Consider the following 24,512-nt stretch of genomic DNA (forward strand, 5'->3'; position numbering starts at 1 on the left):
GAAGAAGGAAGAACATGGCCGTTCGCGTAAATCCGAACCTGATCGATGAACTGGAGCTCTTCGGGGCCAAGGACGTCGCCAAGTGCTACCAATGCGGCAATTGCAGCGCAGCCTGTTCGCACTCGGACGACCCTTACGTTTTCCCGCGCAAGTCGGTGCGCTACCTCCAAATGGGTTTGGAGAAGCCACTCCGGTCCGCTCTCGACCCATGGTTGTGCTACTACTGTGGAAAGTGTTCGGAGCAATGTCCGCGTGGTGCCGAACCCGGCGAAACGATGATGGGCATTCGTCGCTGGCTCACCGCTGAATACGATTTCACCGGCCTTTCGCGGTTACTCTACCGTTCTTGGATCTCGGAACTGATCGCCGTTCTCGTCGTTGCATTTCTGGCTGGCGCTGGCTTCCTGACTTATGGTCTGTTCTTTGGCAGCGGGAGCATTTCTGCTTACGATGGACCGCACGCGTTCCTGCCCGCCCATGCCATTCACGTTTTTGACTGGATCATGGGTATCACGCTCGGCATTCTGCTGCTGATCAACTGCATCAGGATGTGGCATTTCACAATGCGAAGCGAACACGCCGTCCACGTGCCACTCTCGATGTACTTGCGATTCCTGCCGCTGCTCCCAATCCACTTCTTCACCCAGAAACGTTTCCGTCATTGCGAAGACAAGAAGCCTTGGGCCAATCACTTCATACTGATGCTCAGCTATTTGACGATGCTCGTGCTTATCATGCTGTTCCTGCGCGACATGCAATCAGGCCCGCAGATCAACTGGTACGCCCACAGCCTCGGCTACTTGTCGGCTATTGGACTGATCGGGACATCTATCTTCGCGGTTTACGGACGCATAAAGAAGGACGCCGCTTACCACAAGCACTCTCATGAGACCGATTGGATCTTCCTCGGACTCCTCCTCTTCGTGTCCATTACCGGAGTAGTGCAGCACATTCTGCATCGTGCAGGGCTTCCGATGGCAGCAAACATCACCTACATAGTGCACTTGATGGGCGTGGTTCCAATGCTCGCGCTTGAGGTTCCGTTCAGTAAATGGTCGCACCTGGCCTATCGCCCACTGGCGGTGTACTTCGCACATTTGCAACAGGAAGCTCACAAGCAAACGCTTCCGAAAATTGAGCAGACACTCGAGCTGCAACCACGGGCGTAGGGAGCAATTATGGCGGAAGAACGGATTGGCGTTTACGTTTGCAACTGTGGTACGAACATAGGCAAGATCGTCGATGTTGCCGCCGTCGCTGAATGGGCTGGCGCTCTTCCCGGTGTTAATGTCGCCCGCTCCTACAAGTACATGTGCTCCAATCCTGGCCAGGAAATGATTCAGCAGGATATAGAGGAACACAAGCTCACGCGCATTGTCGTTGCTTCATGCAGTCCGCGCATGCACGAACCGACCTTCCGCGCAGCCATCAAGCGCGCGGGCCTGAACCCGTACATGCTCGAGATGGCCAACATCCGCGAGCAGTGCAGTTGGATTCACGAAGACACGGTTGCTGCAACCGAAAAGGCGAAGGCTCTCGTTCACGCTGCGATTGAGCGCGTGAAGTTCAATGAACCGCTCGAAAGTCGCCCGGCTCCGATGTGCCCCTCAACTCTTATACTCGGCGGAGGCGTGACCGGGTTGACCGCTGCCCTCGAACTTGCAGACGCCGGACAGCAGGTTTACTTGGTCGAAAAGCAGGGCCAACTCGGAGGCAATGTTGCGCGACTGGATCTAACTGCGCCATACCTCGACTCCGCCCAGGAAATCCTTCGCACTTGGATTTCTCGCGTCGAACGTCATCCCAACATTCGCTTGTTCCTCAACTCCGAGCTAATCGAACTGAAGGGATTCAACGGCAACTTCAAACCGCGTCTGCGAACCGAAGACGGCGACACACTTGAACTCGATGCCGGATCAATTCTCGTTTGCACGGGCTATAAGGAATTCGACGCCAAGCAAGTCCAACAGTATGGGTACGGCCACCTTCCAGACGTCGTCAATTCGTTCGAATTCGAAGCTATGTTGCGGAGCGGCAAGATACTGACGAAGTCGGGCAAAACTCCGCGGTTTATATCGATCATCCACTGCGTGGGATCACGAAGCGAACAGTTCCACGGCTATTGCTCCCGCGTTTGCTGCACGACCGCTCTCAAGTATGCTCTTGAGATTAAGTCGGCGCTTCCCAATACCCGAGTTTCGAATCTCTACACAGACATCGAAGCGTTTGGCAAGGGATGCGAGGACTTCTATCGCAGGTGCTCCGAAGTTCGAACGTCGTTCGTGATGTTCGCCAAAGGTCAATTACCCACGATTCGCCAAGCTTCGCCCAGTGATGGATGCAACATGCTCATCACGTTAAAAGAGCAACTCTCTAGCGAAGAGATCGAATTGCCTGCCGACCTCGTTGTGCTCATGGTGAGCATGGAACCCAGGGAGGATGCGGCACACGTCGCACGACTCGTGAACATCAGTTGCGACAAGGAGGGCTGGTTCATCGAGAGCCATCCGAAGCTCGATCCCGTTGCGACAACAACCGATGGCGTGTATATCGCCGGAGCGTGCCAGTTTCCAAGAGACATTCCTGAATCCATCACGCAGGGACGTGCGGCGGTTGCTCGAATTCTCGCAAAAGTGGCCCAGGGACAGATTACGGTCGACGCAGTGTACTCCGAAGTACAGGACAAGCTCTGCGCCGGTTGCCGTGCCTGCAATTCACTTTGCCCTTACGGCGCAATTGAGTTCAACGAAGACAAGCATGTCAGCCATATCATCAGTGCCGTATGCAAAGCTTGTGGCTGCTGCGCCGCCGCTTGCCCATCAGGTGCTATCAAAGTGCGTCACTTCACCGACGAGCAGATTTACGCCCAGATCGAAGGCGTTCTCGAAGAACTGCAGTAATCTTCCTGCAAGGGAGCTGAGATAAGAAGACCGCCTCACTCCCTATCTCGCGCTGACGATCAAATACTCCTCGAATGCCAATCCGACCACGCGGATATGGTCTGGCTGGATTTCCAGCAGATTGATCCTCGGCACTGTGTTCGACGGACGTGCAAAGTGCTCAGCTGCAAGCTCCACAGGGATTGCACCTTCGACAGCGGCAACTTTTGCCATTGGACCGTCCACCTCTGCCGGGCGGGAGGCTCGATCTGCCCACTCATGTTTCAGCTTCAATCCGCGTGAGAGCAGGAAAGCCAGTATCTGGCTTGCCACTTCAAATCCAGCATGCTCGAGCTCGCCATTTTCCGGCAACATACCAAGCCAACTTGTCCCTAGCCGGTAAGTAAAGCCCCACAGAGGCATTCCGTTCAGGGCAATTCCCGGAAACAGCGACTCGCCACCGAACCCCGGCACAGCCAATAGCGAATGCTTTGCAGGATCTGTCCACGCGCGCACCGGCAGCCACATGGCATCCGCGGCTTCGCTCTCATCCAGACGCGTGGGCAGTTCTTCCGACACGGTGAACACATAAGGAGCGACAAGTACAAAAGGGCCTGTCCGACGCCTGGCGAGCACAGCAGGGAGTTCGGCGACCATATTCTCTCGTTCGAGATGAATTCCGCACTCCTCTTCTAGCTCGCGCAGGGCCGTATGCAGAAGATCGGGGTCGCTAGGCTCGCGCCTCCCACCGGGAAACGACCAATGGCCTGACCACGAATCTTCTTTCCTTTCCGAGCGACGAATCAGCAATACAGATTCGCTCGGAGTCTGCGCTTGCACAATTGCGACTGCTGCTATCGGTTCTGAGAGGTCCATGCTTCCTTATTTCGATGCACGATCAGTTTGCTCGCTTCCAGACGTTTGCCTCCTGTGTTGAAGCATTCTTCACGAGCCGAACGCGAACAGTATTATCGACCACTTCGACAACCGGATGCATTTTTCTGACGCATTGTTCGCAAAGCCAGATGTAAGACGTTTTCTGCTTCAGATCGCCAGACTTGCTTCCGATGTCGATGTCCAGACGGAACAGTTTCCCATTTTGACGAGAGGGATTTGCACACAATTTGTTCGCACATTTGCACGCCATAAGGACACCCTCGCCTTGGCGTATCAATCTAGATCAGAACACATCCAGCGTCTATTCCATACGACCTCCTGCAACGTGAGATTGCTCACACCCATGTTGCGATAACTGGATAGGCTCTAAAGTTCTCTCCATTGCGTCCGATGTGCAACTTGAAGGCTGATTGCTCAAGTGCCATGGACGAATTCATACAAGACTTCTTGGTCGAGGCTGCCGAAATTCTCGACCAGCTCGATCGCGATTTCATCGAGTTCGAAAAGACTCCGGATTCCAAAGAGTTGATCGCGCGGATCTTTCGCGCAGTTCACACTTTGAAGGGCACAGGCGGAAGCGTTGGTCTGCAGAAGCTAGAGTCGGTGAATCACGTTGGCGAAAACATACTTTCCCGCATCCGCGATGGCAAACTGCAGCTGAACGAGAACATCACCTCCGCATTGCTGAGGATGATCGATGTAGATCGACAATTGCTTGCCTCCGTGGCAAGTTCGGGCGCCGAAAGTGCCGTGGGCCTGGACGCAATCATTGAGTGTCTTTCCGAAATTCTTGAGCAGAATGACATTCCTCGCGACGCTTCAAACTCGCAAAAACAGATCCAGCCAGACCCGACTCCGAAGCTAGGAGAAATCCTGATCGCGCGTGATGCGGTCGCCCCTGAATCTATCGCTGCGGCTGTCGAACTCCAGCGAGAAGGTGATCCGAGGATGCTCGGCCAGATCCTTGTCGATAGCGGTGCGGCACCGAACAAAGCGGTGCAAGAGGCACTTCAAACACAGGCTCAGATCCATGAGGACGCTACAAGTAGCAGTATTCGAGTCGATGTATCGCTCCTCGACAGTCTCATGAACCTCGTCGGCGAACTCGTGCTCGCACGGAATCAGGTATTGCGGTTCACTTGCGGCCACAGCGATGCCGCTTTCGTGAACACGGCGCAGAGGTTGAACCTGATCACCTCCGAATTGCAGGAAGCTGTGATGAAAACCCGCATGCAGCCCATTGGGAACGTTTGGAACAAGTTTCCGAGGATCGTGCGTGACATATCCAATTCCACAGGGAAGTCCGTCCTCCTGCAGATGGAGGGCAGCCAGACTGAACTCGATAGAACAATCATCGAGGCCATCAAGGATCCGCTTACTCACATGATTCGCAATTCACTTGATCACGGAATAGAGCTGCCAGAACAGCGTGAACGATCAGGAAAAACACGACAGGGACAGCTTTCCCTTCGGGCTTTTCACGAAGGCGGGCGAGTGAATATTGAGATTTCTGACGACGGAGCGGGATTGGATCTTGAGTCTATAAAAGCGAAGGCGATTGAACGCGGGATGCTACAGCCGCAGGATGTTGCGAAGATGTCTGACCACGCGGTCGCAAACCTGATCTTCCTGCCAGGCTTCTCCACTGCCAAACAAGTCACGAATATTTCAGGACGCGGCGTAGGTATGGACATCGTCAAAACTAACGTCGAGAAAATTGGTGGAACAGTCGACGTGTCGAGTGTGCTGGGGCACGGCACCACCTTGAAAATCAAGATTCCGCTCACGCTGGCGATCATACCTGCCCTCATCGTAACCACAGGCGGGGAGCGATTTGCCATACCACAGGTCAACCTGGTCGAGTTGGTCCGACTTGAAGACAGCGACTTGCAGAGCGGCATCGAAAGGATCCAAGACGCGACTGTTTACCGGCTTCGCGGAACCCTGCTTCCCATCGTCTACCTCGCCCACGAATTGAAACTCGAAGGAAAGAGCGCAGTTCAGGCCAACCATGGCGAGATGAACATTGTTGTGGTCCAGGCCGAAGATCATCAGTTTGGACTTGTCGTCGATGGCATCCTCGACACCGAGGAAATCGTCGTTAAGCCTCTCTCTAAGCACCTTCGGAGTGTTCCGTGTTTTGCTGGAGCCACGATCATGGGAGACGGACAATTGGCTCTCATCCTCGACATTGTCGGACTCGCGAGCAAGGCTTCCATTGCCAGCCAACCTGCAACGCGACACGGCAACTCCAAGTACCCCGAATCGGAGGAAGCGCGCCAACACGACTCTTGGCTGGTATTCCGTGCGGGGCAGCAAAATCGGCTGGCGCTGCCACTTTCGGCAGTATCTCGCCTCGAGGAGATTCATCCCAACCTCGTCGAGTACTCAAGCGGGCGCGAGGTCGTTCAGTATTGCAACGACATCATGCCACTGATAAGTGTTGCCGACACGCTGCGGCTCCCGCAGTTACCGCGCAAGAATGCTCCTCTTCAGGTTGTGGTGCACTCATCTGAAGCAGGCACCTCTGGCCTTGTTGTTGACGAGATACTCGACATTGTCGATGAACCTGCTTCCATAACTCGAGGTATAGAAGACCCTCGCCTCGTTGGAACTGCGGTGATTCAACAGCACGTCACGGACCTGCTGAATGTTCCTGCGCTTCTTTCCTCCGAAATCACAAAGGGAAGGACAGCATGAGTTCGAGACCTCAGCAATTCTGCACGTTCTTCATCGATGACCTCATGTTCGGAGTCGAGATTGAAACAGTGCAGGAAGTAATTCGCGAAATGGAGATGGCATGCGTTCCCCTGGCGCCCGGAATGGTCGCTGGGCTAATGAATCTGCGCGGGCAAATAGTCACTTGCCTAGAACTGCGCCGCCGTCTCGGAATTGCGGAGCGTTCAAGGACTCTTGCCGCTATGCACGTTGTTGTAGTTACCGGCGATGGGCCGGCGAGCATCCTGGTCGATGAGATTGGGGACATTGTCGAGGTTCAGAGCAGTGACTTCGAATCTGTTCCAAGCACTGTACCCCAGGCCAACGTCGAGTTGATTCGCGGTGTTTACAAGTTGAAGGACAAGTTGCTCCTAGTGCTCAACGTACGCAGTGCCGTCGATGTAAGCGCAAATCCTAGCGCAGAGATTCATTGATCGATCTTATGCAAGAACTGGAGAACGTAGCATGACAGCTAATGGGTGGATACTCCGCAAAGTTCAAGGCAAAGCGCTCCTGGCGGACGAAATGTTGCGCCTCAAGAACGCTGCAAAAGCTGGAAACACGAGCGCCAGAGCTGAAGAGACAAAGTTCAGCGGTCACGCTCGTGATGTCGTGGTCGAGGTGAACCAGATGCTCGACGCCTTCGAAGAAAAACTCAACCGATACAAATCGATCATCGATGCCGTTCCCTTCCCGATTCACGTTTTAGACAAGCAGATGAATTGGGTATTCCTCAACAGAGCATTTGAGAAGTTGATGGTCGAGAATAAAATCGTGCGCAATCGCGAGGATGCCATTGCGAAGCCATGCTGCAGCGCCAGAGCGAGCATTTGTGAGACACAGAGTTGCGGGGTCGCTCAACTCAAGAATGGCGTTGGCGAGAGTTACTTTGATTGGCTCGGAGCGCACTGCAAACAGTACACCTCGGAACTCCTCAACACGGCTGGCGATCACGTCGGCTACGTGGAAGTCGTTCAGGATCTTACGCCTCTTGTGCGAGCCAAGAACTACACCGCTGCCGAAATCAATCGTCTTTCTAGAAACCTCACAAGCCTCGCACAGGGTGATTTCAATCTCGACATGCAACCGGTGCAAGCCAATGGTTGCGAGGAAGAAGCGCAACCTTTCGCGACCATCAACGAGTGTCTCGATCGCGTGAAGGATGCAATCCAATCCTTAGTTCGAGACACGGAGTCATTGACCATGTCGGCGGCCCAAGGACACATTTCGGTTCGCGCCGACAGCAGCAAACACCAGGGCGAATATAGGAAAGTGATTGAGGGCATCAACAATGCCTTCAATTCGATTTCAGCGCCTTTGCTCCGGTGTGTCGATCATCTTGAAAAGCTCAGCCATGGTATCAACGGAGCGCAGATTACTCGCGCGTACAACGGTGAACTCAAGCTCCTGACCGATGCGTTGAACAAGCTGTTCTCTACCATTGAGCAACTTGTCGCAGACTCCACATTGTTAGTGCGAGCGGGAACGGAAGGCAAACTCTCCGCTCGCGCCGATGCGAGCAAACACGAGGGCGACTTCCGCAAGATCGTCGAGGGCTTTAACTCAACGCTCGACGCCGTAGTCGGACCGGTGCAGGAAGTAAGCTCGGCTTTGTCCAAACTCGCGGCGGGAGACTTCACAACCCAGGTCACGACTGAATACTCCGGAGAGTACGAGAAACTCGTGACCGCAGTAAACACAGTCTCTCGGTCAGTGAGGTCTGCCTTGGAGCAGATCGGGCGTAACGTCTCTGGACTGGCTCATGCAGCCGAGCAACTAGACACAGTGAGTCAGTCCATGAGCGCTAATGCAGATGAGACCGCCACTCAAGCCAGCGTTGTCTCTGCGGCTGCCGAACAAGTCAGCAATAACGTCCAGACCGTTGCCACCGGCGCCGAGGAAATGAGCGCCAGCATCAAGGAGATTGCAAAGAGCACCGCCGAGGCCACACGCGTCGCGCACTCCGCCGTACGCACAGCAGAAGGTACAAACGTCACGATTTCGAAACTGGGACAGAGCAGCGCAGAGATTGGTCAAGTCATAAAGGTCATCACATCGATCGCCCAACAAACCAATCTGCTCGCGCTCAACGCAACAATCGAAGCGGCGCGTGCCGGTGAGGCTGGCAAGGGATTCGCCGTGGTTGCCAACGAAGTAAAAGAACTCGCAAAAGAGACGGCCAAGGCCACTGAAGATATCAGCCAAAAGATCGAAGCCATCCAAGGCGACACAGATGGCGCTGTATCCGCGATAAGTCAGATCAGCCAAGTTATTGGGCAGATCAGTGACATCCAAACAACCATCGCCAGCGCAATCGAAGAGCAGAGTGCAACAACCAACGAGATTGGCCGCACGCTCTCCGAGGCTTCCAAAGGAAGCACGGAGATAAGTAGAAACATCGAAGGTGTGGCCGAAGCTGCCCGTGCTACTACCGTGGGCGCTTCCGACACTTCGAAAGCGGCGCATGATCTTGAACATATGGCGGCCGAACTACAGTCCCTTGTTTCGAAATTCCGCTACTAGAAATGTATTTCGCACAGTCGCAATACGTCACGCTTCTCACGACTGTGCTGTCTCAAAACCTTTTCCGAGAATGCAGGTAACTGGATGAGACATCGGGTACTCATTGTCGACGACTCTGTTGTGATGCGACGCATCATCAGGCAATCACTCGAATGCGATCCGGCAATTGAGATCGTCGGAGCCGCTGCGAATGGCAGGATTGCACTGGACATGGTGGAGCAATATACCGTTGACGCCATCACGCTCGATATTGAAATGCCCGAGTTGGACGGGTTGCAAACCGTTCGACAGCTCCGGTCCAGAGGAATACAAGTTCCGGTCATTATGTTCAGCACTCTTACTGAGCGTGGAGCCCTGGCCACGCTGGATGCGTTAGGTGCCGGGGCGGACGATTATGTCTCCAAGCCATCAGGCCTGGACGTTCAGCACAGCATCCAGCGCATCCGGCAGGAACTCATACCAAAGATCAAAGCTCTCTGCTGGAAACGGCCTCACCATTCAGGTGCCACTGCAATTCAACCGTCTGATGGGCGAGATGCGACTCGCGGCTCCCAGCCTTATTCGCGCGTGGAGGTCGTAGCAATCGGAACCTCCACCGGGGGACCTAACGCCTTATCCGAAGTGATTTCGCGTCTACCCGCAGATTTTCCTGTGCCGATCGTGATTGTTCAGCACATGCCACCGACTTTTACTCGCTTGCTTGCTGAAAGGCTCACTGCGATATCAAACCTACCAGTGCAGGAAGCATTGCATGGAGCTACGCTTGAACCCGGTGGAGTTTGGATTGCACCGGGTAACTATCATTTGCACGTGCGGCGAGATCACGACACAGTGCGTCTTGCGCTCTCCCAGTCAGCTCCTGAGAACTCTTGTCGGCCTTCTGTTGACGTTCTGTTTCGCTCAGTGGCCGAGACATTCAATTGCAATGCTCTCGCCGTGGTAATGACAGGCATGGGGCAGGACGGACTTCGAGGCTGTGAACACATCAAGCACGCAGGAGGAGAAGTGATTGTGCAGGATGAGCCCACTTCCGTCGTGTGGGGCATGCCAGGGTTTGTGGCGAAGGCAAATCTCGCCGATCGCATTCTGCCTCTCACTGACATATCCGATGAGATCTTGCGCAGAGTCGTTCGTCGCCGGAGATCCTCCTCCAGCCACATACAAGCTTGTTTCAGCAGTGCAACGGAGTAAGCATCGTGCTTGCAGCAGATGATTTCGATTACTTGCGACATTTTCTCGCGCAACACTCTGCCGTAGTGCTCGATGACAGCAAATCCTATCTAGCAGAATCGCGACTGACCCCATTGGCATTTCGCGAAGGCATCGATTCGGCCCAGGAACTTGTTTCCCGCATTCGTCGTACATCGTTTTCCGTGCTGCACAAGAAAGTCCTCGACGCGCTAATGAACAATGAGACTTGGTTCTTTCGCGATCGCCTGCCGTTCGAGGCTTTGCGTGATGTAGTTCTTCCGGAACTACTGAAGAAGCGCACCACCACACGACGACTCAGGATTTGGAGTGCCGCGTGTTCTAGCGGACAGGAGGCGTACAGCATCGCCATGCTGATTGCGGACAAGTTCGCGGGGCTGGCCGACTGGGATGTCTCCATTCTTGCTACTGACATCTCCGCTGCGATTCTCGAACGTGCGCATTCCGGTCGCTACAGTCAGCTCGAAATCGGCCGTGGACTTCCACCTCAATACCTGGCGAAGTACTTCACTCCCGAACGTTCGCAATGGGTCCTGTCTCCCAAGATCCGGAACATGGTCGAATTCCGCCAACTCAATCTCACCGCGCCATGGCACTCAATGCCAAAGTTCGACGCAGTCTTCTTCCGCAACGTCATGATTTACTTTGAAACGGATACTCGACGCGATCTCCTCCTAAGGCTCGCCTCCACGATGCAACCGGATGGGTATGTTGTGCTCGGGGCTGCCGAAACCACCTTCGGGCTCTGCGATTCTTTCGTTCGTACACCATGCAACAAAACCGCGTTCTATCGGTTGAAGACATAGTTCCCGTCGGCACGACACGCCAATCTCAAAAGCTTGCCGCCACGGAAGGCAGAGTTACTCCCCACAGTAACTGAGCCACCCACCCGTTAGTGTTACCCATTCAATTCGAGTAACACTCCGAGGATTTCCCTGCGCCGAGCCTCAGCCCACTTTGAAGCATCTTCAGCTACTCTGGATACATCATAATGCGTGTGGTTAATAGCCGGCTTGCGCCCTCCCCTTCCTTTGCGCCCGGCGGAACTACGGAAAGTCCGCGTGTTCAGCGAATTGTTTGCATGTAGTCCGATGGGATCGCCCATCGCCGCCCAGGAGGGTTTTGTATGAAGCACCTTGCGACACTTCTCATCGTTCTCACCTGTATCGGCTCAATTTCATGTGGTGGAGGCGGATCGAAGACGGCCTCGACGCCGACACAGAGTGCCACTATTTCGGCCATCACAGTTGGCGCCAGTTCCTTGTCCGTCGTTGCTGGCCAAACCGTCCAACTCACTGCAATCGCCACTTACAACGACAACACCACGAAGGACGTCACCGCGACTGCGACCTGGAAATCATCGGACACCACGGTTGCCACCATCAGCGCATCTGGACTGGTCAGTACCTTAAAGGCTGGGCAGTTCACCGCCACCGCAACCTTCGATAATCTCTCGGGCACATCGAAGACAATCGCGGTCACCGCGCCGACACTCGCCTCCATTGCGATCTCGCCCGGATCTGCGTCCGTCTCCGTCGGACAGACTAAGCAGCTAAAAGCTACCGGAACTTATTCGGATGGCTCAACGCAGGACATAACGAGCAGCGTAACCTGGTCTTCCAGCAACGCCGGCATTGTAACTGTGAGTTCTGCGGGACTCGTCACGGCCGTTGCTGCCGGAACCGCTAACATCAGCGCCGCATCCGGCAACGTCAACAGTTCGGCCGCGTTCGTGGTGACCGCAACTCCGGCTCCCGCAGTTTCGTCGCTCATCATTACGCCCACATCGTCGTCTGTCGCCGTCGGTGCGACAAAACAGTTGCAGGCATTGGCTACATACTCCGATGGGTCCACAAAGGATGTCACCAGCACCGTGACATGGTCCTCCAACAGCCAAGGTGTTGCCACCGTAACTGCCGCCGGATTGGTGACTGGTGTTGCGGCTGGAAATGCCACGATCAGCGCGGTTTCTGGTTCCTTAAGTGCGACGGCAGCCATCACCGTTACAGCGGGGAATGGGCCAACGCTGTCATCCCTGGTGATCGCGCCCGCAGCTACAACACTTGCCACTGGGCAGTCGAAGCAGTTGAACGCCACTGGTATCTATAGCGACGGAAGCACACAAGACCTCACCGCATCTGCCACATGGTCATCGAGCAATGAATCCATTGCTACTGTCAACTCTTCCGGAGTTGTGACCGCAGCCTCAGTCGGAAAGGCCACTATTACTGCCACCTCGGGGTCCGTGAGTACAACCGCAACGGTGACAGTCACCAACGTTGTGTTGACCTCCATTGTTGTCTCACCGACAAACGCCTCCATCGCCATCGGACAGACGCAGCAGTTCTCAGCGAATGGCATCTACTCCGATGGAAGCGCCGTGGATATCACCAACGCGGTCACGTGGGGTTCCGATGCGCCCGGTGTAGCTACCGTCGATGCCACGACGGGATTGGCCAGCGGTGTCAGTGCAGGTACAGCCAACATTACGGCTACCGCGGGAACTGTAGTGGGCTCAACCGCCCTCACCGTAACGCACGAGGTCCTGGTATCGATCGACATTTCGCCGGACGATCAGTCCATACCCGTTGGCGGTCAGGTCCAGTACACCGTAACGGGCACGTTCAGCGATTTGTCCACGCAGATACTAACGAATGTCAGCTACAGTTCGTCCGATCAGAACATCGCCACCGTTGATCCTTCAACAGGTGTCGCGACTGGCGTGTTGGCCAGCACTACTGCGATAACGATTACGGCCAGCGTAGGCAGCATCACCGATAGCACTACACTGACCGTGTTGCCACCAACGCTTGAGTCGATCAGCATCGACCCTGCCAGTTCGACTCTTGCGGCTGGCACTACTGAACAGCTTGTGCTCACTGGCGTGTTCAGCGACGGCAGCACAGAGACGCTCACTCAGGGTGTCACCTGGAGTTCGTCGGCTGCTTCAATCGCGAGCATCGACGGGAATGGGCTCGCGAAAGCGATCTCTGCTGGGCAGGCCACGATGACAGCCGCATACAACGGCCAAGCCGCAACCGCGACAGTGACGGTCGAAGTTCCGACGCCAAGTTACGTTTCGGTCACGCCGGGGTCTGCAAGCATCGGCATAGGTGGGACTCAGCAATTCACCGCAACCGCAGTTTTCGCTGATGGCAGCACGCAGGACGTGACGGCCCAAGCCGAGTGGGTGTCCTCGTCCGCCGTTGTCGCTCTCGTCAGCAATACTGGATTAGCCAACGCCCTGAGCATGGGAACGGCGCAGGTCACTGCGGTATTCCAAGGCGTCACGGGAACGGCCACCCTGAACGTCACTTCGGCAAAACTGATCTCTATCGCTGTGTCGCCGAGCACTCCCATCGTTCCGACGCACACGAAGATTCAGTTCACTGCCATAGGCACGTTCAGCGATAACACAACCATGCCGCTCAGTGGAGTTTACTGGCGCAGTTCTTCGCCAAGCCGCTCCAACATCAACGGAAGTGGTGTCGCGCGAACCAAGAAGTCGGGAGATGTGGTCATCTCGGCAACTCTGAACGGAATGACGGGCAAGACAACGATGACGGTCACCAGGTCCTCCTTGGTCTCCGTAACCGTAGCTCCTGATGCAGCGACAATTGCACCAGGAACCGTTCAGCAGTTCACTTTGATCGGGAAGTTTGCTGACGGCACAACGGTTGATGTGTCGAAATCGGCGTACTGGCAAACCTCCAACTATCACTCAGTGGTCATCTCCAGTTCAGGAGTGGCCACCGGAGTGGCAGCGGGTCAGGTGACCATCACTGGTAACTTCCGTGGGCTGACTGACTCGACGACGTTGACTGTGTCAAGTGCTTCGATAGTGAGCGTAGCTGTCGCACCAGCGTCTGCCTCGATTGCCTTGGGCTCGTCACAGCAATTCAATGCAACTGGGACGTTCAGCGACTCCACCACGCAGGACATAACGTCTGTCGCGCAATGGGGCTCTGCCAATCCTGCGGTCGCAATCGTGAACTCAACCGGTCTGGCCACCAGCGCCGGACGTGGGACAACTACTATCAAAGCGACGTTCAAATCAGTTCTTGGATCCGCTTCCCTGACAGTAAATTAGTCCTCCTACGCACAACTGCCCTCCCCTTAAGGGGAGGGCGTTCTTTTTTGCTCACAAGCTGGAGTCAAGAATCTTCCAACTATTTTGTTGATGAACATGGGGCGTCATCGCCAATGACGGTAGCCCACTTACGGACTCGCCAGGATTTCACTAATCCGTTCTGAACGTAAGGATCCGAATTGGCAAAAGCTTCAGCAATCGCCGGACTGTCTCCCTTAAATACGAGGATGGCCGCATCGGCAGGATCCACCAGTGCGCCCCCGAGGAGCAGTTCCCCGCGCGCGTTTGCCTCTCGTGCAAGTTTTAGATGAGCATCGCGAAACTGCGCTCGTCGTTCGACGTAGTCGTCCACGACGTCATAGAAAAGTATGTGATGCATGGCAGGACCTCCACTCGGTCGCTTGCCATTCTAAACGGTGCACTCAATCTTACGACTCGCAGGTGAGTGCGTTCATAATCCGCGAGACACGATCAGCGGCGTGCTGGAAGTCAGCCCCGCCACCATGAATCGTCGGCCCCTGTCCGCGCATGTCACGCACCGTGAACTCATAGTGGCCCTCCCGAGGTCGAACAATTCCCACGAAGGCTCCCCTGTACAACTTGTAATCGCTCTCCCGCCCGGTCATCGCTACACCCTCACTGCTGTCGAAAAACATTGCTCATCGCTCCCCGGATGTCATTAGGCACGAGATGTGCCAAAGGAGCCTTGTCGCTCAGCCCTCGCCCACTCCGATAAGTTCTCTTCCTGTGCCATCTCCAGATCTGCGATTTTGCTAGCACCCCGCCTGAATGGCGCACTCCGGGAAGAATTACATCCGGTCGTGTCGAATTGTCGTGCTGGGGGGTCTTCTTAGAAGAGAATCGCAAGCCCGACTACCTGAATCTAAAATAGGTAGAATAGAAGAAAGGATGGTGCCGCCTCCCGACGGTAGTCCGCATCGACCTTACACCCGGGTTTTCGAAATGATGATAGTTCCTCTGAACGTAGCGTCGCTCATTAGCTCAATCGTGGGCGCAATTGTAGTCATGATTTGGCGTGTTCGCGAATCGCGTACTGCGGTTTCCGCGAAGAAGATCATCATCCCTCCTCTTGGCATGGCGACGGGGTTCATGATGTTCGTCGTGCCTGCCTTTCGGGTTCCCTGGACTTGGGCTGGAATCGCGTTCCTGGGTGGCGCACTCGGACTCGCCTACCCACTTCTGCGCACCTCGCGTCTCGTCCGTGAAGGCGATACTGTGATGGCTCAACGTTCGCGCGCCTTCTTCGCAGTGATCATCGTCCTTGCTGGAATTCGCGTAGCCGCTCGTGGTTACCTCGACCACGTGCTGAGCGTGCAACAGACCGCAGCATTGTTCTTCATTCTGGCATTCGGGATGATTCTCCGGTGGCGTGCACAGATGTTCTTCCAATATCGCGCTCTCATCAGCGAAGTGCAGTCGTCCTAGTTCCCCCAGATCAGTTGCAAGTCGCAACGCGGCGGTGCCTACCGCCGCTTCATTACACTGGATTCAACTCTCCCGAAGCGCTTTAATAGGTATGCACAATCGACAGCCATGCTTTTCAGCCTCTGGCTTCAGGACAAGCCAATGAAGCGCCTTGCACTTTTATTCTTCTTTCTTTCCTCATGGGCCATCGCAGAGCCTCAGCCCTCGAACTTGATCGCCAACATTCCGCACCGCACCACTTTCAGTCTCAATGGAGCCTGGCGCATCATCGTTGATCCTTACAACACTGGTGAGGGTGCCCAGTTCTACAAGAACGCCAAGCCGGCCACTAATCGGAGTCTTGTAGAGTACGACTTCGACGCGTCCCCGATGCTGAACGTTCCCGGCGACTGGAACTCGCAGCGTGATAGCTTGTTGTTTTACGAGGGTACTGTTTGGTACAAGCGCTCGTTCAAGTACCAACCCCGGGAGCACGTTCGCACATTCCTGTACTTCGGTGCGGCGGCAAATCGTGCAACCGTTTATCTCAATGGGGAAGAACTGGGACAGCACGAAGGCGGCTACACACCTTTCAACTTTGAAGTCACCGGAAAGGTTCACGAGGGCGAGAACTTCGTCATTGTCGAGGTGAATAATCAGCGACGCAAAGACGCCATCCCGGCCACAAATACCGATTGGTGGAACTACGGCGGCCTGACCCGGGATGTGGCTCTCGTTGAGGTTCCCGACCAGTTCATCCAAGACTACTTTGTCCAATTGGGCAAGACCTCTGCTACCGAGATTGCCGGATGGGTACGCCTCAACGGCAGCACCGGCGCGCAGCAAGTCACCATCTCCATCCCAGAGATCCAAGCCAAGAAGGTTGTCACAACAAATGCGGCGGGTTATGCCGAATTTCGTTTTGCGGCGAAGCCCACCCTCTGGTCCCCCGAGAATCCGAAGCTATACGACGTCGCAATCTCCAGCACCCAGGATCAAGTTCATGACGAGATCGGCTTTCGAACGATCGAGACACGCGGCACAAAGATTTACCTCAATGGCAAGCCGATCTTCTTGCGTGGCATCTCGATGCACGAGGAGGCTCCGTATCGTGGTGGCCGCGCGTTCTCGACCGAAGATGACCGAACGCTGCTTGGTTGGGTGAAAGAGTTGGGGTGCAACTACGTTCGTCTCGCGCACTATCCACACAACGAAGCCATGACGCGAATGGCGGACCGCCTTGGTCTGCTTGTCTGGTCAGAAGTCCCTGTGTACTGGGACACGGCCTGGACCAACCCCGCAACACTCGAGAACGCGCAGGAGCAGCTTCGGGACAACATGGCGCGTGACCACAATCGCGCATCAGTTGCATTCTGGTCCATCGCCAACGAAACTCCAATCTCCACCGAGCGCACCGAGTTCCTGACAAAGCTGGCCACCTACGCACGATCGATGGATAACACTCGCCTACTCACAGCGGCCCTCAACCACACCTCACACCCAGCACCCGGAACGCGCGTACTCGATGACCCGATTGGCAAGCAGTTGGATGTGCTAGGGATCAACGAGTACCTCGGCTGGTATGAAGGGAAGCTCGAGGACACCGATACCATCATCTGGAAGAACGCATACGACAAGCCTCTTCTTATAAGCGAGTTCGGAGCCGAAGCACCTGCTGGCAATCACGGTGATCGGGATAGTTTTTGGACCGAGGAGTTCCAGGCCAAGTTCTATGAACACCACATTGCGATGGTCTCGAAGATTCCGTCGCTTGCGGGAATGTCACCTTGGGTGCTGATGGATTTCCGTTCGCCGCGTCGGCTTCTTCCGGCAATTCAGGATTATCGAAACAGGAAGGGGCTCGTTTCTGATGGGGGCGAGCACAAGAAGGCATTCTACACGCTACAGGAGTTCTATAAGAAGAAAGCTGCTGAAGCCTCAAACTAACCAGATTGCGCTGAACCCGTATTTACTCTTGTAAATGCAGGCTCAGCGCATTTTTTGTCGCTACTGAAGTGAAGCCATGTCGATAACAAAGCGGTATTTCACGTCACTGCGAATCATCCGCTCGTAGGCTTCGTTGATCTTGTCCATCGTGATCATCTCGATATCGGCAACAATATTGTTCTTCCCGCAGAAATCAAGCATCTCTTGAGTCTCCGGAATACCGCCGATCAGCGAGCCCGCGAAGTTCCGACGCTTGAAGATCAGCCCAAAGACCGAGACAGGCAGAGGCTGTGGAGGCGCTCCTACCTGTACCAGTGTGCCTTCTCGCCTCAGCAGATTTAGATACTCGTTGATGTCGTGCGGAGCAGATACCGCGTCCAGAATGAAATGAAAGCGATTCGCCGCCTTCATCATCTGATCCTTGTCTTTCGAGATGATGACCTCGTGTGCGCCAAGCCGCTTGGCATCTTCGATCTTGCTTGGCGATGTTGTGAACAGCGTTACGTTGGCGCCCATTGCTCGCGCAAACTTCACTCCCATGTGGCCCAACCCGCCGAGCCCAACAATTCCGACCTCCTGCCCGGGACCGACGTTCCAGTGACACAGTGGCGAATATGTCGTAATACCCGCACAGAGCAGCGGCGCAACCGCCTTCAGGTCCAAATTCTCTGGCACTCGCAACACAAAATCCTGATCCACAACAACTACCTTCGAGTAGCCGCCAAACGTGTGTCCGCCCGTCTGCTTTTCTGGACTGTTATAGGTCAGGATCATGCCGTTTTCGCAGTACTGCTCCAGACCTGCCTTGCAGCTATCGCATATCCGGCACGAGTCCACCAGACATCCGACACCGACGAGATCGCCCTCCTGGTATTTCTGCACATCAGACCCGACCGCCGAAACTCTTCCTACGATCTCATGTCCGGGAACACAGGGATAAATCGTGCCTCCCCACTCATCGCGCGCGGTATGAATATCAGAATGGCAAACGCCGCAATAGAGAATGTCGATTTGTACATCGGTGGGACCGGGGTCGCGGCGTTCAAAAGAAAACGGCGTTAAGGCCGTAGTGGGGGATTGTGCTGCGTAACCTTTCGTCTTGAGCACTCGGTGATCTCCTTGCTATTGCTTGAATACAAATTTGATGTGAAAGCTCACCCGAGGGTTCAAACCGCCCCGGCTACGAGCCCTCCAGAACACCCGCCAGACCTTTGATGTTCTTCACTACAACCTGCCTCGCGTCCACTTCGATGAGCCCTTCTGCCTGAAGTCTCGTCAAGTTGCGCGACACCAACTCGCGCACAGTGCCAAGTTGATTCGCCATCTCTTGATGGCTCGCCGGAAGCATAAACTCGATTCCTCGCTGTGTCTGCTTGCCCTCGGTCTGCGCAAGCCTCACAAGCGTAGAGACAAGTCGCTCTCGAATTGTGGTGAACGAAAGCTCTTCGATGATCCCCACCAAACGCCTGAGTCTCGCTCCAACTTGCGCCAGCACCTTCAGCGCAACTTCGGGGTGCTCCATGCAGTACGCCTGGAAGTCGCGACGCGAAATGAACGCAATCTCGGCATCGTCCACCGCAATGGCAGAAGCGGGATAGGGGCCCCCATCGAACACCGGCAACTCCGCAATTGTGCCGCCGGGGCCATCGACAGACAGCACTTGTTCTCTGCCGCTCGCCGAAGTCTTGAAGATACGAACTTTTCCGAGAGCGATGATGTGCAATCCTTTACACGGCTCTCCTTCAGAAAACAACAGTTCACCCTTTTCGAAGTTCTTTCTCACAGTTCGTGCCGCGAGGAGGTCGAGTTCAGATTCAGAGAGGTTAGACAGCAGCGCCGATTGCTTCAAAACTGCGGCCAAGGTCGCTCGGTCAGTTTTCATCGGAAGAATTCTATCAGGGAGCCTGCATTGCTCAACACGACACCCGAAATCTAATCCCAACACCGCAGCAAAGCGTTGCGACTCGGATCTTGTATGGCTTCACGAAATGCTTTTCTTCCGCGTCCGGCCACTCACTCGTGTATGCCCCAGCACCGGTGAGAATGTATGAGGCCGTCTGACTGGCAACTCGCAGCGACAGGCACCCCCTCCAACGGCCCATGGAACAGAGGAATTTTTGGAGTGGATTCGCAACAGGTGCCGTCGCGGCGCTGTCTGGCTTTTGGCTGTACGGTTTGATGGGGCGAGGTGGCGACAGCCGGATTGTGCGTCTGGAAAAAAGCGTTCAGATTGGTCGCCCGGTACATGAGGTGTTCGAGGCATGGGGAGATCTGAGCCGCATACCTCAATTCACAGACCTGATACGCCGAGTGACGGTCTCCGGTAATCGATCCACCTGGAACGCCTTCGTAGCCGGGCGCGAATTCGAGTGGGAGGCTGAACTCGTGCAGGTGATCCCCAATCAAGCAATGGGGTGGAAGAGCACCAGCGGGACAAAGCACTCAGGACGTATCGTGTTTGCGCCCGTCGGAGACGACACCGTAGTTCACGTGCAAATGAACTACGCTCCTCCTGCCCGCGCGCTCCGACCGCTGCTCTCACCGATCGCCGGTCAGATGGAAGGATACATCGAGCAGGGTCTTCGGGATTTCAAGGCTTACATTGAAGGTTCACGTTCGGAGCAGGGTTCCGCTACTCTGGGCGCCACCGGAACGTACGGCCCGGAGCTCGCGTCGCCGAAACAGAACATTGAGTTTGGCCCTCCCGACACTCCCGTGGAGTACACGCGTCCAACCGAGCCCACGTATATGAACAGTAGGAAGAACAAGTAGGCACGACAGAACTGTTGCTGCCGTTCCCTCCTTCTCGTGAACGAGGATCAAGGTTCTCGTTCACGATGCTACAGCCCTATCCCTGAGGACAACATGGCAAAGAGTGCAGCACAAGTCATCATCGAAGCCCTGATTGAGTGCGGCGTAAAGAGGATCTATGGCATTCCCGGTGATTCGCTGAATGGGATCACGGAGGCCATCCGGCAATCAGGCAAGATCGAGTGGGTGCACGTACGCCATGAAGAGGAGGCGGCATTTGCTGCCGGAGCCGAAGCTCACGTCACCGGCAGCCTCGCGGTATGTGCAGGCAGTTGCGGCCCGGGAAACATGCACCTCATAAACGGCCTGTATGATTGCCACCGCAGCCGGGTTCCTGTGCTCGCGCTTGCTGCCCAGGTTCCAAGCGATGAACTCGGCAGTGCCTACTTTCAGGAGACTCGACCCGAACAACTCTTCCGGGATTGCAGTCACTTCGCGGAAATGGTCGGCTCATCCGATCAGATTCCGCGCTTGCTCGGAATCGCGATCCGCTCTGCAGTTGCCAAACGTGGAGTTTCCGTCCTGATCGCACCTGGTGACGTTCTGCTCGGAAATTGTTCAGAGCCGCTCCATCCTATTGCAATCAGTGGCACCCCTCCCTGCGCGACTCCAGATCAAGCCGATGTCGAACGCGCAGCCGAGATGCTAAACCGCGCAGCCCGGGTAACGATCCTTGGAGGAATCGGATGCACCGGAGCACACACCGAACTGATATCGCTTGCCGGTCATCTTCAGGCACCGATCGTCCATGCGATGCGAGGGAAAGAAGTCATCGAGTACGACAATCCCTACGATGTCGGAATGACCGGATTACTCGGCTTTTCATCGGGCTACTACGCCATGATGAACTGCGACACACTGCTGATGCTGGGCACTGACTTTCCTTATCAGCAGTTCTATCCGCAGCACGCGAATATCATCCAGGTCGATACTCGCGGAGAACAGATCGGGCGCCGCGCGCGGGTCGATCTCGGATTAATCGGCGACGTGAAGCATACGATTTCGGCCTTAATGCCATTGCTTAAGAAGAAGACTGATTCCGCGCACCTGACGACCTCTGTCGATCACTATCACCGAGCGCGCAAGCAACTTGAATCGCTTGCTGTCGCTGAAAGCGACAATGTCCCGCTACACCCGCAATACGTCGCACGGGTTATCGACGAATTGGCTGACGATGATGCGATCTTTACCTGCGATGTTGGCACACCAACCATCTGGGCAGCTCGGTACTTGCACATGAACGGCAAGCGCCGGTTGATCGGTTCCTTCACTCACGGCTCAATGGCCAACGCACTTCCGCAAGCCGCCGGAGCACAGGCTATCGATCGCAAACGGCAGGTGATCGCACTCGCTGGTGATGGTGGCGTAGCTATGCTGCTGGGCGGTTTGCTCACACTGCATCAAATGCGGCTTCCGGCCAAGATCGTCGTGTTCAACAATGCCTCGCTTGCTTTCGTCGAAATGGAAATGAAAGCTGTCGGTCTTCTCGACTTCGGAACCGAGCTGCGCAATCCCAACTTTGCGAAGCTGGCTGAGGCTGCGGGACTCTACGGCGTGAGAGTGGAAAGCGCGAATGACCTCGAGGGTGCGATAAGAGATGCCCTGAAGCACAATGGCCCAGCGGTGATCGATGTCGTTGTGCATCGCCAGGAACTCTCCATGCCTCCACACATCAACATGTCGCAAATGGCTGGATTCGCGATGTATCTTGCGAAGGCCGTCCTGAACGGCCGTGCAGATGAAATTGTCGACCTCGCCAACACCGAACTGTTCCGATAACTTGAGTATGACTGAATTATCTAAGATTGAAATTGACAGTAATTTGCGTATCTACTTCGATCGGCTCGCCATTCAGCATGTACGGTCTGTACACCCACTGCTGCACCGCTCCGATTGATGCGGGAAACAGTGCGCTCGGACCCGAGATAGGATGTAGCTCCTTTACACGTCCATCCTTGCCGATTACGGCATGGAGCACAACGGCTCCCTGAATACCTCTTTGCTTCGCTTCGATCGGGTAAATAGGCTGTACCCTGCGCTGAAGTAACCCGGTAATCACCCCTCCCGCAACTCTGACGCGCTGCGGAACCTGATTGGCGCTCGCAGGATTGTCATTCTTTTGAGCAGAGTGGTTATTCGTGAGGTCAACCGGCACAGCTGTCAACTCACTCACCTTGTCCTTGAAATAGAAGTCAAAAGGCAGTTTCGTAGTAACCTTGGTCGGCTTGCCATCGCTAATGAACGGCTTGAACTTGAATTGCTTGGCAGCTCTCACAGCTGCGTCTGTCAATAACGGATCTCCACTCAGGACTTCCACGCCCTCGACATCGCCACTCTCCGATATGTGTAAGCGCACCATGACCTCGCCTTGAATACCACGCGTCCGCGCCTCGATAGGATAAGACGCCCTCTGCACATGAACAATTTCCAGAGATTTCGAATCTGCCAGCCGTGGCGCAGCCACCCCAGAGGCGCTATTAGCAATGGTCGCATTGGCGCTGAGATCATTACTCGACTGTGTGGAAGGTGTTGGAGTTTGCGCAAGCGCAACACCGGACAAAACGAAAACCAGAGCAGTGCAATTCCAGAGACATGTCATGATCTTCGGAATACTACCAGAACAGGTTGGCCTCTCCGACCTTAGTTCTTTACGCTTTCTGGTTCCGCGCCCGTTCGCTTCAATCTCCAGACTTAACGAGGGCTTCCGGCATTGAACTATTCTCGACCTTTTGGATCCCGTTCCGGTCCTGCGTAGTCAAAGCTACTTACCCCCGGCTCTGTGCGCTTTCTCCCGAATTTTTCCCAGCCGCTCTCCCGCTGCGAGCAGCGTGTCGGACTTCTTTGCAAAATGGAATCGGATAAGGTGCCGAACGGGATCATGAAAGAAGCTCGATCCAGGAACGCCCGCCACGCCAACTTCACTCGCCAGCCACTCTGCAAAAGCGACATCATCATCCCAGCCGAACTCGGAGATATCCACCATGACGTAATACGCCCCCTGCGGACGCGTATAGGTCAGTCCCGCATCATCGAGGCACTTGAGGAAGAGATCCCGTTTTTCAGTGTAGATTGCGAGAAGGTCGCTGTAGTAGCTGTCCGGCAACTCCAGACCCGCGATGGCGGCAGCCTGCAACGGTGCTGCAGCACCTACGGTCAGGAAATCGTGCACCTTGCGCGCTTCATTGATCACCGCTGGAGTGGCAATCACATATCCCAGTCGCCATCCAGTGATGGAGTAGGTCTTTGAAAGCGAGCTACACGAAATTGTGCGCTCGAGCATTCCAGGCAGCGTGGCAAAGTAGGTATGGCGATGAGGCTCGTAAACGATGTGCTCGTAAACCTCATCTGTCAGGACAAAGCAGTCGAACTCCTCTACCAGAGCGGCAATGTGGAGCAACTCTTCTCGCGTGAACACCCGCCCCGATGGGTTCGAAGGATTGCATAGCACCACCGCTTTCGGGCGCTGTTCGAAAGCTCTCCGCAGTTCGTCTGGATCGAAACAGAAGTCTGGAGGATGCAGCGTGACGTGGATGGGCTGAGCACCTGAAAGGATCGCGTCTGCAGCATAGTTCTCATAGAACGGCGAGAACACGATGACTTTGTCGCCCGGATTGCATGCAGTCATCATCGCCACCATCATCGCTTCCGTGCTGCCGCAGGTCACGACGAAGTTCTCGTCTCCGTCCAGCGGAATCTGCATGAACCGGGACTGCTTGCGCGCCAGAGCTCGGCGGAAGTCCGGCGCGCCCCACGTCACCGCATACTGGTGCGGGCCTTTGCGTGCCGCGTGCTCAAGCGCAGTCAGCAGTGACTCGGGAGGATCGAAGTCCGGAAACCCCTGTGAAAGATTGATAGCGCCGTGCTCATTTGCGACCCGCGTCATCCTGCGAATCACCGACTCTCCAAACAGACTGGTTCGATGGCTGGTTTTTGGCATGGAGTTTCAGAACCTTACCTGTCTAATGTACGACAAAGCTTCGCCCGGAGGCATTTGCGCCGATTTTGTCTGCAGC

At 55.2% G+C, this 24,512-nt stretch carries 19 protein-coding genes; 12 read left to right on the forward strand and 7 right to left on the reverse strand.

Going from position 1 to position 24,512, the window contains the following annotated elements; all coding sequences use genetic code 11:
- Nucleotides 1–14: 14 nt before the first annotated feature.
- Together AC6IZD_RS15340 and AC6IZD_RS15345 are read left to right on the forward strand one after the other, a co-directional pair.
- A complete protein-coding gene (locus tag AC6IZD_RS15340; protein ID WP_497784260.1) occupies nt 15–1,169 on the forward strand; it encodes a 4Fe-4S dicluster domain-containing protein in 1,155 nt (384 codons plus the stop codon).
- A gap of 9 nt (nt 1,170–1,178) precedes the next feature.
- On the forward strand, nt 1,179–2,900 hold the full coding sequence (locus AC6IZD_RS15345) for a CoB--CoM heterodisulfide reductase iron-sulfur subunit A family protein (RefSeq protein WP_497784261.1): 1,722 nt from the start codon (nt 1,179–1,181) through the stop codon (nt 2,898–2,900).
- 42 nt (nt 2,901–2,942) lie between these two features.
- Here AC6IZD_RS15345 and AC6IZD_RS15350 read toward each other — a convergent pair whose 3' ends face one another.
- Entirely contained in the window at nt 2,943–3,755 is an 813-nt protein-coding gene (locus tag AC6IZD_RS15350) for an NUDIX hydrolase (protein ID WP_497784262.1), read from the reverse strand.
- A gap of 444 nt (nt 3,756–4,199) precedes the next feature.
- Between AC6IZD_RS15350 and AC6IZD_RS15355 the strand changes: the two genes are divergently transcribed.
- The 6 genes from AC6IZD_RS15355 to AC6IZD_RS15380 all read left to right on the forward strand — a co-directional run bounded on the left by AC6IZD_RS15355 (nt 4,200) and on the right by AC6IZD_RS15380 (nt 14,316).
- Nucleotides 4,200–6,476 carry a chemotaxis protein CheW gene (locus tag AC6IZD_RS15355; protein ID WP_497784263.1) on the forward strand — a complete coding sequence of 759 codons (2,277 nt, stop codon included), beginning with the start codon at nt 4,200–4,202 and terminating at the stop codon, nt 6,474–6,476.
- Nucleotides 6,473–6,928, forward strand: coding sequence for a chemotaxis protein CheW (locus AC6IZD_RS15360; RefSeq protein ID WP_497784264.1), 456 nt, complete (start codon nt 6,473–6,475; stop codon nt 6,926–6,928). The genes AC6IZD_RS15355 and AC6IZD_RS15360 overlap by 4 nt, the downstream gene beginning before the upstream one ends.
- A gap of 31 nt (nt 6,929–6,959) precedes the next feature.
- A complete protein-coding gene (locus AC6IZD_RS15365) occupies nt 6,960–9,017 on the forward strand; it encodes a methyl-accepting chemotaxis protein (RefSeq protein WP_497784266.1) in 2,058 nt (685 codons plus the stop codon).
- Nucleotides 9,018–9,101: 84 nt separating this feature from the next.
- A complete protein-coding gene (locus AC6IZD_RS15370; RefSeq protein WP_497784267.1) occupies nt 9,102–10,208 on the forward strand; it encodes a protein-glutamate methylesterase/protein-glutamine glutaminase in 1,107 nt (368 codons plus the stop codon).
- 5 nt (nt 10,209–10,213) lie between these two features.
- The gene (locus AC6IZD_RS15375) at nt 10,214–11,032 is read left to right on the forward strand and encodes a CheR family methyltransferase (protein WP_497784269.1); all 819 of its coding nucleotides are present in this window, start codon (nt 10,214–10,216) and stop codon (nt 11,030–11,032) included.
- Between the two features lie 320 nt (nt 11,033–11,352).
- Entirely contained in the window at nt 11,353–14,316 is a 2,964-nt protein-coding gene (locus tag AC6IZD_RS15380) for a beta strand repeat-containing protein (protein WP_497784271.1), read from the forward strand.
- 79 nt (nt 14,317–14,395) lie between these two features.
- On the opposite strand, the gene AC6IZD_RS15385 is transcribed toward AC6IZD_RS15380, so the two are convergent.
- Complete coding sequence (locus AC6IZD_RS15385) at nt 14,396–14,695, reverse strand: YciI-like protein (RefSeq protein WP_497784273.1); 300 nt, start codon at nt 14,693–14,695, stop codon at nt 14,396–14,398.
- A 49-nt stretch (nt 14,696–14,744) separates the two neighbouring features.
- Complete coding sequence (locus tag AC6IZD_RS15390) at nt 14,745–14,972, reverse strand: hypothetical protein (RefSeq protein ID WP_497784275.1); 228 nt, start codon at nt 14,970–14,972, stop codon at nt 14,745–14,747.
- Between the two features lie 307 nt (nt 14,973–15,279).
- Here AC6IZD_RS15390 and AC6IZD_RS15395 point away from each other — a divergent pair, with 307 nt between their 5' ends.
- Entirely contained in the window at nt 15,280–15,762 is a 483-nt protein-coding gene (locus AC6IZD_RS15395) for a CcdC family protein (protein ID WP_497784277.1), read from the forward strand.
- A gap of 141 nt (nt 15,763–15,903) precedes the next feature.
- Nucleotides 15,904–17,688, forward strand: coding sequence for a glycoside hydrolase family 2 protein (locus tag AC6IZD_RS15400; protein WP_497784278.1), 1,785 nt, complete (start codon nt 15,904–15,906; stop codon nt 17,686–17,688).
- Nucleotides 17,689–17,748: 60 nt separating this feature from the next.
- On the opposite strand, the gene AC6IZD_RS15405 is transcribed toward AC6IZD_RS15400, so the two are convergent.
- Nucleotides 17,749–18,795 (reverse strand): NAD(P)-dependent alcohol dehydrogenase, encoded by a 1,047-nt coding sequence (locus AC6IZD_RS15405; RefSeq protein WP_497784280.1) that lies wholly within the window; start codon nt 18,793–18,795, stop codon nt 17,749–17,751.
- A gap of 73 nt (nt 18,796–18,868) precedes the next feature.
- The gene (locus AC6IZD_RS15410; protein WP_497784282.1) at nt 18,869–19,570 is read right to left on the reverse strand and encodes a Crp/Fnr family transcriptional regulator; all 702 of its coding nucleotides are present in this window, start codon (nt 19,568–19,570) and stop codon (nt 18,869–18,871) included.
- A gap of 218 nt (nt 19,571–19,788) precedes the next feature.
- On the opposite strand from AC6IZD_RS15410, the gene AC6IZD_RS15415 reads away from it, so the two are divergent.
- Nucleotides 19,789–20,460 carry an SRPBCC family protein gene (locus AC6IZD_RS15415; RefSeq protein ID WP_497784283.1) on the forward strand — a complete coding sequence of 224 codons (672 nt, stop codon included), beginning with the start codon at nt 19,789–19,791 and terminating at the stop codon, nt 20,458–20,460.
- 93 nt (nt 20,461–20,553) lie between these two features.
- The gene (gene poxB / locus AC6IZD_RS15420) at nt 20,554–22,278 is read left to right on the forward strand and encodes a ubiquinone-dependent pyruvate dehydrogenase (RefSeq protein ID WP_497784285.1); all 1,725 of its coding nucleotides are present in this window, start codon (nt 20,554–20,556) and stop codon (nt 22,276–22,278) included.
- 16 nt (nt 22,279–22,294) lie between these two features.
- Here poxB and AC6IZD_RS15425 read toward each other — a convergent pair whose 3' ends face one another.
- Nucleotides 22,295–23,098: an energy transducer TonB gene (locus tag AC6IZD_RS15425; RefSeq protein WP_497784286.1), complete on the reverse strand. Its 804-nt coding sequence runs from the start codon at nt 23,096–23,098 to the stop codon at nt 22,295–22,297.
- A gap of 162 nt (nt 23,099–23,260) precedes the next feature.
- Nucleotides 23,261–24,436 carry a pyridoxal phosphate-dependent aminotransferase gene (locus AC6IZD_RS15430; protein WP_497784287.1) on the reverse strand — a complete coding sequence of 392 codons (1,176 nt, stop codon included), beginning with the start codon at nt 24,434–24,436 and terminating at the stop codon, nt 23,261–23,263.
- Nucleotides 24,437–24,512: the final 76 nt, after the last annotated feature.

The sequence above is a fragment of the Koromonas humicola genome, from assembly GCF_059726255.1.